Source organism: Microcystis sp. M083S1 (assembly GCF_020246405.1).
GTDB classification, from domain to species: domain Bacteria; phylum Cyanobacteriota; class Cyanobacteriia; order Cyanobacteriales; family Microcystaceae; genus Microcystis; species Microcystis aeruginosa_C.
This window is the reverse complement of sequence record NZ_JADBTB010000200.1, coordinates 1-12,705: the sequence shown is the minus strand read 5'-3', so window position 1 is coordinate 12,705 and position 12,705 is coordinate 1. Positions and strand designations below refer to the sequence as shown.

Annotated in this window: 11 protein-coding genes; 4 read left to right on the top strand and 7 right to left on the bottom strand. The window is 43.3% G+C overall.

Annotation, left to right across the window (positions count from 1 at the left end):
- Nucleotides 1-303: 303 nt before the first annotated feature.
- Complete coding sequence (mutS, locus tag IM450_RS18265; protein WP_287671501.1) at nt 304-2,952, top strand: DNA mismatch repair protein MutS; 2,649 nt, start codon at nt 304-306, stop codon at nt 2,950-2,952.
- Nucleotides 2,953-3,204: 252 nt separating this feature from the next.
- On the opposite strand, the gene IM450_RS18260 is transcribed toward mutS, so the two are convergent.
- Both IM450_RS18260 and trmFO read right to left on the bottom strand, forming a co-directional pair.
- On the bottom strand, nt 3,205-3,702 hold the full coding sequence (locus IM450_RS18260) for a 2TM domain-containing protein (RefSeq protein ID WP_287671498.1): 498 nt from the start codon (nt 3,700-3,702) through the stop codon (nt 3,205-3,207).
- A gap of 60 nt (nt 3,703-3,762) precedes the next feature.
- On the bottom strand, nt 3,763-5,100 hold the full coding sequence (gene trmFO / locus IM450_RS18255; RefSeq protein ID WP_002803278.1) for an FADH(2)-oxidizing methylenetetrahydrofolate--tRNA-(uracil(54)-C(5))-methyltransferase TrmFO: 1,338 nt from the start codon (nt 5,098-5,100) through the stop codon (nt 3,763-3,765).
- Between the two features lie 243 nt (nt 5,101-5,343).
- Between trmFO and IM450_RS18250 the strand changes: the two genes are divergently transcribed.
- Nucleotides 5,344-5,622, top strand: coding sequence for a hypothetical protein (locus IM450_RS18250; RefSeq protein ID WP_002736942.1), 279 nt, complete (start codon nt 5,344-5,346; stop codon nt 5,620-5,622).
- A gap of 318 nt (nt 5,623-5,940) precedes the next feature.
- Here the strand turns inward: IM450_RS18250 and IM450_RS18245 are convergent, their stop codons facing one another.
- Nucleotides 5,941-7,020 carry a PIN/TRAM domain-containing protein gene (locus IM450_RS18245; protein WP_043998032.1) on the bottom strand — a complete coding sequence of 360 codons (1,080 nt, stop codon included), beginning with the start codon at nt 7,018-7,020 and terminating at the stop codon, nt 5,941-5,943.
- Nucleotides 7,021-7,288: 268 nt separating this feature from the next.
- Here IM450_RS18245 and hemW point away from each other — a divergent pair, with 268 nt between their 5' ends.
- Nucleotides 7,289-8,461 carry a radical SAM family heme chaperone HemW gene (gene hemW / locus IM450_RS18240; protein ID WP_287671494.1) on the top strand — a complete coding sequence of 391 codons (1,173 nt, stop codon included), beginning with the start codon at nt 7,289-7,291 and terminating at the stop codon, nt 8,459-8,461.
- Nucleotides 8,462-8,478: 17 nt separating this feature from the next.
- Here hemW and IM450_RS18235 read toward each other — a convergent pair whose 3' ends face one another.
- The 3 genes from IM450_RS18235 to IM450_RS18225 all read right to left on the bottom strand — a co-directional run bounded on the left by IM450_RS18235 (nt 8,479) and on the right by IM450_RS18225 (nt 10,678).
- Nucleotides 8,479-8,799 (bottom strand): cupin domain-containing protein, encoded by a 321-nt coding sequence (locus IM450_RS18235; RefSeq protein ID WP_287671492.1) that lies wholly within the window; start codon nt 8,797-8,799, stop codon nt 8,479-8,481.
- Nucleotides 8,799-9,371, bottom strand: a complete 573-nt coding sequence (locus IM450_RS18230) for a shikimate kinase (protein WP_002803272.1) — start codon at nt 9,369-9,371, stop codon at nt 8,799-8,801. The genes IM450_RS18235 and IM450_RS18230 overlap by 1 nt, the downstream gene beginning before the upstream one ends.
- Nucleotides 9,372-9,490: 119 nt before the next feature.
- Nucleotides 9,491-10,678 (bottom strand): RNA-guided endonuclease InsQ/TnpB family protein, encoded by a 1,188-nt coding sequence (locus IM450_RS18225; RefSeq protein ID WP_287671489.1) that lies wholly within the window; start codon nt 10,676-10,678, stop codon nt 9,491-9,493.
- 327 nt (nt 10,679-11,005) lie between these two features.
- On the opposite strand from IM450_RS18225, the gene IM450_RS18220 reads away from it, so the two are divergent.
- Nucleotides 11,006-12,079 (top strand): Gfo/Idh/MocA family protein, encoded by a 1,074-nt coding sequence (locus tag IM450_RS18220; protein WP_002803270.1) that lies wholly within the window; start codon nt 11,006-11,008, stop codon nt 12,077-12,079.
- A gap of 51 nt (nt 12,080-12,130) precedes the next feature.
- Here IM450_RS18220 and IM450_RS18215 read toward each other — a convergent pair whose 3' ends face one another.
- Nucleotides 12,131-12,466, bottom strand: a complete 336-nt coding sequence (locus IM450_RS18215; RefSeq protein WP_287671486.1) for an excalibur calcium-binding domain-containing protein — start codon at nt 12,464-12,466, stop codon at nt 12,131-12,133.
- Between the last annotated feature and the right edge of the window lie 239 nt (nt 12,467-12,705).

The following is a 12,705-nucleotide window of genomic DNA, read 5'->3' as shown; positions in this document are numbered from 1 at the left end:
ATCCTTATCTGGCAAGAGATTTAATTGATTAGTTCGCTCCAGATCGCCAACAATTGACAAAAATTGCGGCAATGTCTGTCTCTATAAAGGTTTCATTCCTTATAACCTCGTCCATTGCATAAGACAAACCGAAGAACCAAATGGATTTTAGGTTCGATCCCCCCTGAGTCCCCCCTTAATAAGGGGGGTGCCGATAGGCGGGGAGATCCCCCCTGAGTCCCCCCTTAATAAGGGGGGCATCTGATAATTTTTAACGCCTACCTACTTAAATTGAATAAAGAATTGTCCAGCTTTCCTTCACCCATGACTCTCCCCTCGGATTTTCCCCTAGAACCACCCGCTACCAATAAAGATCCCCATCGTGATTATCGCGGACTCGATCGCGATAAACTCACCCCTATGTACCAGCATTATGTGGAGGTAAAAGAAACCTATCCCAATGCTCTTTTACTCTATCGTGTGGGCGATTTTTTCGAGTGCTTCTTTCAGGATGCGGTGATTATCTCCAGAGAATTGGAATTAGTTCTCACCAGCAAGGAAGGGGGTAAAGGTATTGGGAGAGTCGCCATGACCGGAGTTCCCCACCACGCCCTAGAGCGCTATAGTCGTTTATTGGTGGAAAAAGGCTATGCGGTGGCGATTTGTGACCAAGTAGAAGATTCAACGGAAGCAGCCGCCGAAAAACGGCTCGTAGAACGCGCTATCACCAAACTGCTCACCCCCGGAACCCTCACCGATGAGGGAATGTTAAACGCAAAAAAGAATAATTTTCTGGCCGCAGTGGTGATTACCGGAGAAAATTGGGGATTAGCATATTCAGATATCTCCACCGGAGAATTCTACACCACCCAAGCCAGTGATTTAACGGCTTTAAGCCTAGAATTAAGCCGTTTACAGCCCTCAGAAATCCTTTTTCCCATCAATGCCCCCGATTTAAACCGTATTTTGCGCCCCGGGGAAAAATCCGACCATCTCCCCCCCTGTTTACCCGATAGTTTTTGTTATTCTCTCCGTCCCCAAAATATCTTTACTCTCACAGAGGCGAAAAATCGTCTCCTAATCACCTATAAAATGCGTTCCCTAGAGGGGATGGGCTGCGAACATTTACCCCTCGCTATTCGCGCAGCCGGAGGCCTATTAGAATACATTGAAGATACCCAAAAAGCCAATCAAGTCCCCCTACAACCTTTAAAAACCTACTCTATCTCCGAATTTTTGATTTTAGATGGGCAAACCCGTCGTAACCTTGAAATTACCCAAACGGTGCGCGATGGTAGCTTCTATGGTTCTCTATTATGGGCGATTGATCGCACTTGCACGGCCATGGGTAGTCGCGCTTTACGTCGTTGGTTATTGCAACCTCTCTTAGATTCTCGCGGTATTCGCGCCCGTCAAGATACTATCCAAGAGTTAAAGGATAATCCCGCCCTGCGCCAAGATATTCGGCAAAAATTAAGGGAAATCTACGATATAGAACGTTTAAGCGGTCGTGTTGGCGCAGGAACAGCTAACGCCCGCGATTTACTTTCCCTAGCGGCATCTTTAGTCAAATTAGCCGATTTAGCGGCTTTGGTTGCTTCGGGAAATTCGCCCTATTTGAAAGCCTTACAGCAAATTCCCGCCGATTTAGAAAAATTAGGCCAGCAGGTGATAGCGCATCTGGTGGAATCTCCTCCGCTGCATCTGAAGGAAGGGGGGGTGATTCGCGAGGGAATTGATGCCCAATTGGATGCCCTGCGGCGCGACTATCAGGAAGTAATCGATTGGTTTAAGAATCTGGAGACGACAGAGAAAGAAAGAACGGGTATTAGTAATCTTAAGGTTAGTTATAACAAAACTTTCGGTTATTATATCAGTTTACCCCGCAGTAAAGCCGATTTCGCCCCAAAAGAGTATGTGCGTAAGCAAACTTTAGTCAATGAGGAACGTTATATCACCACCGAGTTAAAGGAGAAAGAAAATATAATTCTGACGGCAGTAGATGAATTAAATAAGTTAGAATACGAGATTTTTAGCGATTTACGCCGTCAAGTGGCCGAATTTTCCCCAGAAATTCGGGAAGTGGCCACAAAAGTCGCCGCTTTAGATGTGTTGGCAGCATTGGCAGAAATCGCCGTTTATCAGGGATATTGTCGCCCAGAAATCGCCGATGGTCGTCTTATCGATATTAAAGATGGTCGTCATCCCGTGGTGGAACAATCCCTTGGGGCCGGCTTTTTTGTGCCGAATTCGATTAATTTGGGCAATCAGGAAGGTTTAGAATACCCCGACTTGATTATTCTCACCGGTCCCAATGCTAGTGGCAAAAGTTGTTATCTGCGACAGGTGGGATTAATTCAATTGTTGGCCCAAACCGGCAGTTTTGTCCCGGCAAAGTCGGCCAAAATCTCCATCTGCGATCGCATTTTCACCCGGGTGGGGGCTGTGGATGACCTCGCTACTGGCCAATCCACCTTTATGGTGGAAATGAACGAAACTGCCAATATTCTCAATCACGCCACGGATAGATCATTAGTATTATTAGACGAAATTGGCCGGGGGACAGCCACTTTTGACGGGTTATCCATAGCTTGGTCTGTGGCGGAGTATTTAGCCACGGTACTGCAATCGCGGACGATTTTCGCCACTCACTACCACGAACTAAACGAATTAGCTTCAATTTTAGAGAATGTGGCTAATTATCAGGTAACAGTCAAAGAATTACCCCATGAGATAGTATTTTTGCACCAAGTACGACCGGGAGGTGCGGATAAATCCTATGGTATCGAAGCGGGGAGATTAGCCGGTTTACCAGCTTCTGTGATCGATCGTGCCATGCAGGTGATGGGTCAAATCGAAAAACATAGTAAAATTGCGATCGGTTTGCGTCAAGGAATTAAGAAAATTAAACCGGTTAAGTCGGATAATTCCCCCTCTCTGCAGCAGTTAGATATTTTTGATGACAGTAAGTAGGTATGTGTTAAAAATTATCAGACACCCCCCTTATCAAGGGTAGATCCCCCCGCCTATCGGCACCCCCCTTATCAAGGGGGGCAGGGGGGATCAGACACCCCCCTTATTAAGGGGGGCAGGGGGGATCGAACCTAAAATTCATTTTTAATTTAATTATAACCAGCTACTTAAGTAGTAGTGCAAAGCTCAACTTTGTGTACTTTGTGTCTCTGTGGTTCACAAAAACAAAAAAGGCTTAATTTGGCAACAGTATTAAAACTGTAAAAACTTTTTAACTTGTGTCCAAAGATTGGTAAAAGACTCTTTCATTTCCTCCTTAATTTTCCAGCGTTTAAATGCCTCTTCGTAGGCAATACCTTGATTTTGAAAAGTTTTCCAAGCCGAGAGAGAAAGAGGTAAACCCATCAGCAAAACCAGATAAATTGCCCAAGAAATTGTTCCCGCACTAATTAAATTAATGATAATAAAAAAACTATTAATAATCAGATAGCGAACAGTTTTATTTTTTAGCTCCTCGCGACGAAAGCGATCGAATTCTTGCCGCTTATAACTGAGCATTTTTGACTCTTGCCAGTCCTTTTCCGCCGCTTCTAAGTCTTTAACTTCAATAGCCAAATCGTCGGCAATTTCTAACAACTGTTGACGGGTAATTTCTCCCTTATCCCCTTGACGGGAGATAGCCAAATAGAGAATTTCCTGCACATCCTCTTGACTGTAGGATTGGGGAGGGAAAAAATCGGGGTTTGGCATAGCGATAGAGAAAGAAATAGGTTCCTTCTCTATTATGGGCGATCGATTAGCGATTGACAGTTAGACGAGACAGGGAGTTTTTAGCTGATTCCACCATGCTTCTAAATCCTGCAAAGAGCGATCGGCATATTGACCGTAACGTTCCCGTTTATTGCGGATTTTTCTGGTAAAATTCGGCAAAATGCCAAAATTTGGCGGCATCGGTTGAAAATGTTTCGGTTCGGCACTGCTGATAAACTCAAATAATGACCCCATCATCGTTGTGGTTGGCAATGTCACCGTTTCTAATCCTAAAGCTAAACGAGCGGCATTAGTTCCCGCTAACCATCCCCCAGCAGCCGCAGCCGTATAGCCTTCCGTGCCGATTAACTGTCCTGCCGCTAATAGCGTCGGTCGCGATTTAAACTGGAGACTGGAGGATAATAACTGGGGAGAATTGATAAAGGTGTTTTTGTGCATCACCCCCATGCGGACAAATTCGGCCTTTTCTAACCCCGGAATCAGACGGAAAACCCGTGTTTGTTCACCCCATTTTAAATTAGTTTGAAATCCCACCATATTCCACAATTGCCCCGCTTTATCTTCCATTCGCAACTGTATAACTGCGTAGGGACGTTGATCCGGATATCTGGGATCCGCTAATCCCACCGGTTTCAGGGGACCAAAACGCATGGTATCTTCTCCCCGACTGGCTAATTCTTCGATTGGCAGACAAGCCTCGAAAAATTTGGCATTTTCTCGCTCAAAATCCTTCAATTCTGCTTGTTCTGCCTGTTTTAACTCTTGCCAGAAATGCAGGTATTGTTCCCGATCCATAGGACAATTGAGATAGGCGGCCTCACCTTTATCGTAACGGGAGGCCAGAAAAGCGATCGATTGATCAATAGATTCCCCTAGAATAATCGGACTAGCGGCATCAAAAAAGCTCAGATAGTCCAGGCCGGCAAAATTTTGCAGATCTGCGGCCAAGGCAGCACTGGTTAAGGGTCCAGTGGTTAAAACGACGATACCATCCCGGGGAATTTCCGTGATCTCCTGACGTTTTAAGGTGACTAGAGGGTGGTTAGCCAAGATTTCCGTCAAATTTCGACTAAAGACCCCTCGATCGACCGCTAAAGCCCCTCCTGCGGGGACACTGTGCTGATCGGCCTGAGCAATAACTAGAGAATTTAAGCGTCGTAATTCTTCATGGAGTAACCCGGTGGCGCGATCCACCGCCATGGCACCAAAGGAGTTACTACAGACTAATTCGGCTAAAAATTGGCTATGGTGGGCGGGACTAGAGCGAATTGGGCGCATTTCGTACAGGATCACGGGAATACCTGCTTGGGCTATCTGCCACGCCGCCTCAGTCCCCGCTAATCCTCCACCAATTACATGAATAGGGCGATCGATCATAGTTGGGAGAAAATGGCTAGAGTAGGATTATTTTAGCGTTAGTTCCGAGTCACCAAAAAAATAGGGCCAGCCTAGGGCGATCGCATGAAGATTGGGGCTGATCGCAAACTCAGGTTATAATATAAGGAAGGGATGGAATATTATATTTTATCTCGTCACGGTTTTTGCTTTCGAGAAGGTGGCAACACCGCCCCACTTTCTCACCATCTCCTTCCAGATGGGCTAGTTAGCGGTTTGACTTCTATGAACACCAATTATCTTGAGGAATACCAAAAATACCTAGCCGAATGGCAGAAAATGCTTCTGTCCGCTTGGGGTAATGGTCTTCCCACGACTACACCAGTGTTTGAGTTTCCAGAAACTTTGGTTAAATCCCTCGAATATCAACAAGAATGGGTGAAATCCTACCTAACCGCCCAAGAAACCGCCACCAAAGTTGCCCTCGATAGTCAGAAACAATTCTGGGATAGTTATTTCGGTTTTGCTCGTCAGTCCATGGCTGTAATCAATAAACCAGCTTAATTAGGGTTAGCTGAATAAATCTAAAAACCTTGTCCAACAAGGTTTTTAGACTTTTTTTCCCTCAAAAAGTGCCGACCTTTGGAGTGATTGGGGGGAAAATCCCTGGACTTTTTCCCTGAAAATTAGGTAATTGACCACCTGAAAATGGGTAAAACCCCACACCCCACACCCTACACCCCACACCCTGCCACCAGGAAAAACTTTTTTAGCAAACCCTAGATAGTTCGATTAGTGACTTAACTTCCCTTAAAAAATGAAATTCCTCAAATACAATCCCCTCCGGCCTTGTATTTGAGGATTTTTTCGGTTTTATTACCTTTAGGCAATCAGGGAATTTTGGGGTTTAGCAAAAATCATCCGGCCGGCCGAGGTTTGCAGTGCAGATGTCACCACTACCCGCAATTCTCCCCCCAGATAATCTTTTCCTTCTTCTACCACCACCATCGTGCCATCTTCCAGATAACCGATGCCTTGGGTGGGTTCTTTTCCTGCTTTGAGAATTTTCAGATCCAAAGTATCCCCGGGTAAGTAGATCGGGCGTACTGCTTGGGCGAGATCGTTGACATTCAAGATGGTGACTTTTTGCAGATTGGCCACTTTACTGAGATTATAATCGTTCGTGAGCAAGGTGGCGTTAATTTCTTGGGCAAGATGGACCAATTTAGCATCTACGGTGCTAATATCCTCATAATCGGCCGGATGAATGATAATGCGATCAGGGAATTCTTGCTGCATCCGGTTTAGGATATCTAATCCGCGTCTTCCTCTAACTCGTTTTTGGTCGTTACTGCCATCCGCTAACTGTTGCAATTCCTGAAGGATAAATTGGGGGATGAGTATCTGTCCCTCGATAAATCCCGTGTCTAACAATTGTTCGATACGACCATCGATAATACAACTGGTGTCCACAACTTTGGTGGCGGCCGCTTGCAGGGTTCCTTCTGCCACTAAAATTGATTCCATACTATTGGGGTTAATCAGACGCAAAAAAGTGCGACCGTGGGTATCAGCTAAACTAACCCCCAGATAGGAAAACATAATACTGCCTAAAATCGCGATTATTGGCTTAATAAACGAGAATTCTCTGGGAATCGGTAGGAAGAAAATCGGGGCCAGGATCAGATTAGCAATTAACAAACCGATAACTAGACCGACCGAACGGGTTAAAATAACTTCGATCGGAGTTTGCCTTACTTGGGTTTCTAGACGACGATAGGTAGTTTGGGCAACTAAACCAAGAGCTAAACCAATAATTGAGGCAAAACCCGCCGATAACCAGCGTAAAGCTTCAATATTGCTGATTTGCGACTGGACAGTAACCGGCAGCAAGTCAACACCACTATAACCAATACTGGCAACAGCGAAGACGAATAGTAAAATTATGACAGCATCAAGCATGGGGATAATACCAGAGAGGATAGGGGGGAATGATGATAGAAAAATAATGAGTATGGATGCTTTTCTATTATATCTGTGGGTTTCTCCTAATTTGTGTCGGGAAAGTTGCCTCCATTCTAGGAGATGTTCTCCCCAGCCATAATACATCTTAACGAAGATAAACGAAATTACAGTAGGAGGCAGGAGGCAGGAGGCAGCTTTATTCTCCCCACACCCCACACCCCACACCCCACACCCCACACTCCCTTTTTTCCTTTTTCCTCATATAATGCCCTATTTTCACCCCGTAACCTCGGTTTATATTCATATTCCCTTCTGTCGTCGGCGCTGTTTTTACTGTGATTTCCCGATTTTTGTCCTTGGTAATCGCACCAATCCGGCGACTTTTCCCCCTGTGGTGGAGTATGTGGAAATATTACAAGAAGAAATTAGTCTTAGTCAGGGGACGGGGAAACCCCTAGAAACAATTTTTTTTGGGGGGGGGACTCCTTCCCTGTTACCGGCGGAATTATTAGGATCAATTCTGGATACTTTAGCCAAAAAGTTTGATTTTGCGGCCGATATAGAGATTTCTATGGAGATTGATCCGGCTACCTTTAGTTTAGAACAATTACAGGGTTATCTTAGCGCGGGAGTCAATCGGGTTAGTTTAGGAGTACAGGCTTTTCAAGAACCATTATTACAGGTTTCTGGTCGATCGCATACCGTTAAGGATATCTATCAGGCAGTGGAATTAATTCAGGGATTGGGAATAGTTAACTATAGTTTGGATTTGATTTCGGGATTGCCACAACAAACCCTCACAGATTGGGAAAATTCCCTAGAAAAAGCGATCGAACTGCAACCGGCCCATCTTTCCTGTTACGATTTGGTCTTAGAAGCGGTTACTCCTTTCGGTAAACAGTATCAACCGGGAAAAAAACCCTTACCCGATGATGAAACTACGGCGAAAATGTATGTTTTAGCCGGTGAAAAACTAGCTTTAGCCGGTTATCAACATTACGAGATTTCTAACTATGCCAAACCGGGTTATCAATGCCGACATAATCGAGTTTACTGGGAAAATCGTCCCTATTACGGTTTTGGTATGGGGGCTGCTAGTTATCTTCATCAACAACGTTTTACCCGTCCGCGCAAAAGTCGCGACTATTTCGCTTGGGTAAAAGAAGGCTGTCAGATTGACGTGGAGAAAAATAGTTTTATTGATGATCTTCTCGAAACCTTAATGCTAGGGTTAAGGTTAGGGTCAGGGGTGAGTTTACCCGCGATTGAAGCTAATTTTGGCCCGGAAATCAAAAAAGCAATTTTAGAGGTCTTAGAGCCGCATAAACAGCGTAATCTAGTAATAATTGAGGGGGATACCAGGGTAAGATTAAGCGACCCCGAAGGTTTTTTGTTTTCTAATATCGTTTTAACCGATTTATTCGATCGCTGGCAATAGTCAGGAACTATATTTTACTAGCGATAATGGATAGCTAACCAAATACAAGGGGGATTATTGCTAGTAAATTCGACGCGATGTTTTTGGTGAGGAGGAATCAGCAGATAATCCCCCGCTTGCAGATTAAATTGGCTGCCATCTTCATAACTAATCTCAGCGAATCCCTGTAATAAAATCACCCATTCAAACTCAGATTGATCGTACCATTGACCCCGGGGAGTGGTTTGACCGGTGGAAATAATTCTTTCTAGACGAATAGCTTGACTTTGAGCTAAAATTTCCAGAATTTCTCGGTCGGGAATTAGTTCAGGTAAATCAAAAATTGAAGCTGCTATCATTAGTTATTATCCCTTTCTGGATGAAAATCTTTAATTACCGTCGGTATTGCTGTTAAAATTTTCTCAACGATATGAGCAGGTGTATCTAGGTCAGAAACAACAATCCTAATATCTGCTTCTGCATAAAGTCCTCGTCTTTGTTCTAATAATAATTCCAGTTTACTTTCTAAATCAGTGGACTGAAGCAAGGGACGAGAGGTATCTTGTTTTAAACGTTTAACCAAGACTTCTAGAGGAACATCTAACCAAATCATTAAACCGTGACGAAGATAACTCCAATTCATCGGTTTTAAAACCATCCCTCCCCCGGTGGCAATCACAGTTTTAGTCAGAGAGGATAATTCGGCTAAAACTTGGGTTTCTAACTCCCGAAAAGTCGCTTCTCCCTCGTCGACAAAAATTTCCCTGATTTTCTTTCCCGCGACCCTTTCTATTAATATATCTGTATCAAAAAAACGATATTGTAAACGTCGGGAAAGCAACTCTCCCAGGGTGGATTTGCCAGATCCCATCATTCCTAGCAAAAAAACACTTAATCCCCGTAAGGAGTTAAAATCCGTTGAATTGTCCATAGTTAAAATTTAGCCGAATGTAGTCCTCGCTACTCAGGGACGATGTTTTGATAAGCATGTGGGATTGACACTCCCGTCGCTAAAAGCGAGGGATTCTTGGTTCACTGACTCAAGTTGTCTTAGCAGGTATTTCTACCAACCAAAATAGAGCTTAAATCTCCCCAAGCGTTTAGGTCTGACGACCAGCTTCCGATATGCCCTATCGTAGCTTTTTTGAGTATATTTAATGCCGCCATTTTGTCTCTATCTTCCACATATCCGCAGGAACAAACATGAGTTCTAACTGATAGAGACTTTTTGACTAACCGACCACAATTAAGGCATTCTTGACTGGTATAGGCGGGATTAACTGCAATAGTTAATCTGCCGTATTTAATGCCAAAATACTCAATCCATTTTCTCAATTGTGACCAACCAGCATCATTGATACTCTTGGCTAGTTTTTGATTACGCACAAGGTTTTTGACTTTTAAATCTTCGTAAGCTATCAAGTCGTTTGACTGAATTAAACGGAGTGCCAATTTTTTAGCAAACTCTTCTCGTTGCCTACTTACTTTTAAGTGTCCCTTGGCGTATTTTTGACTAGCTTTTTTGTAGTTATTAGACTGCTTTTGTCCTCTCTTAAACTTTTTCGACTTTCTTCTATTCAGTTTATTAAGACGCTTCTCGGCTTTTCGATAATACTTAGGAGGCTCTACTGTATTCCCGTTGCTGTCAGCATAAAGATATTTTAACCCCATATCTAATCCTAGGCAATGACCCGTCGATTCTAATTGTGGGGTTATATCTCTAGCATCGAGTTTTAGCATTAACTGGCAATAATATCCATCAGCCCTTTTAACTATTCTCAACCGTTGAATTTGCCATTCTTGAAAATAAAACAAGTCTCGACTACCAATTAGTTTTAACTCCCCAATGTTTTTTCCATCAGTGAAAGTTATTCTCTTGGAATTTCGATTAAGTTTCCAACCTGACTTTTTAAACTCAACAGAATGAGTACGTTTAGAGTACTTAGGATATCCTTTCTTACCAGCGATTTGGTTCTTGCAATTGTTATAGAACCTAAGAATAGCAGTCCAAGTCCGTTCGCAAGCCTGTTGACAAGCTGTAGAGTTAAGGTCTTGAACAAAAGGGTATTCACTTCTTAATTGAGTGACATATTTATATACATCCTTTTGTCCTACACCTTTATTGTCTTCCCAATATCTAAGACATTTATTCCGAACAAACTGTACTGTCCGAATAGCCTCATCAATGGCTTGATATTGAGATGGTTTTCCTCTAAGCTTGTACTCTAAAACAAACATTTTGCGTTATCGACCTACCACGCAAACTACTCTAGCATACTAAAATTAAATTGGCAACTATAGATTAGAGTTATTCTTAGTCGTGCTTCGCTGTTGTATGCTGGTCAGCTTTTCATCTCCGAGGTGAAACCGAGGGTTCCTTCAAGCCGACATTATAGGTAAAAACCCGCAGATGAAATCAGAAAATCTTCTCAGAACCCCCATTGACACCGACATCGTGTCAGAATCTGGATAACCATGATACCATCTTGGTAATTAATCGACAAAATCAGCTTGATTAATTTAATCAAGTGGTGTGGGGAGTGTGAACACAGGAGTCTAAAATTCATGTCCAATCAACCAGCAAACTTTCCGGGTAACAGAAATCAACTCAAACCGATTAAAGTCGGGATTATCGGGGTCGGTAACATGGGACAACACCATAGTCGCATCCTGAGTTTATTAAAAGACGTGGAATTCGTCGGGGTGGCCGATGTCAACGTCGAAAAGGGTCTGGAAACTGCCAGTAAATACCGAGTCCGTTTTTTTGAAAATTATTTAGATCTCTTACCTAGGGTAGATGCGGTTTGTCTCGCTGTCCCCACGCGGTTACACCATCGAGTCGGGATGGACTGTCTGCAAGCGGGAGTACATACCTTGATCGAGAAACCGATCGCCGCTAGTATTAGTGAAGCGGAATCTTTAGTCAACGCAGCAGCCGATCACGATTGTATTCTGCAAGTGGGTCATATCGAGCGTTTTAATCCCGCTTTCCAAGAGTTATCGAAGGTCTTGAAAACCGAGGAGATTTTAGCGATTGAATCCCATCGCATGAGTCCCTATTCCCAACGCGCTAATGATGTGTCGGTGGTGTTAGATTTAATGATCCACGATATAGATTTAATTTTAGAATTAGTCGCCGCTCCCGTGGTGAAATTAACCGCTAGTGGTAGTCGCGCTGCCACTGATTCCGGTTATCTCGATTATGTCACTGCAACCCTTGGTTTTAGTAATGGAGTGGTGGCTAATTTAACCGCTAGTAAGGTGACTCATCGCAAGATTCGCCGTTTAGCGGCCCACTGTAAAAATTCTCTCACGGAAGCGGATTTTCTCAATAATGAAATCCTCATTCACCGGCAAACCACCGCTAACTATAGCACCGATTACGGTCAAGTTCTCTACCGTCAAGATGGTTTAATTGAAAAGGTTTATACCAGCAATATTGAACCTCTACACGCGGAATTAGAACATTTTGTTCATTGTGTGCGCGGTGGGGACCAACCTTCTGTCGGTGGGGAACAAGCTTTAAAAGCTTTACGATTAGCTAGTTTAATCGAACAAATTGCCCTTGATGGTCGCGTTTGGCAACAATCGGACTGGAATTATCAATATCTTAATTCTCCCGTGATTACTGCTTCTTGATTGTTTTTACCCCGATTCTTTAAGTAAGAGAATTGGGGTGAGGAAACAAAATTAGTTATCTGGAAAACTTTCCCAACATTTTTCTGAGGATTTTTTTCCACACCATTGACTTTCACAGGGAACTCCATCACCGTCTCCATCCATTTTGACATTGGGGCAATTTCTCAAGAAAAAAGTCGCTTCTGCACAGGAGGTCATCTGGGAACAGTGAGTTCTACCATCGCACCGAAACTGTGGAGAAGAACTAGGTTTTTTCTGGGGAGTGGGACGATTATTGTTGTTAGCTACGGCTAAATTATTGAGGGTTTGATTGCCAGAAATTGGTGATTTTATTGATATTTGTTCGCTCAGAAAACCCAGAATTAAAATAACAATTACTTTTTTCATAAAATGCTTGCCTGATTCTCTGCTCTTATCATAGTACCAGATAGGAGACAGGATAATAAATCAGAGTTATTCCCTGTTTCCTATTCCCTGTATTTAGAGCTTGCTGAATAAATCTAAAAACCTTTTTGGGTAAGACTTTTAGACCTTTTGTCAATCAAAAAGTACTGGATATGGGAGTGATCGGGGGGAAATTTAGGCACTTTTTCCCTGAAAATTAGGTAATTGGCCACCTCAAAACT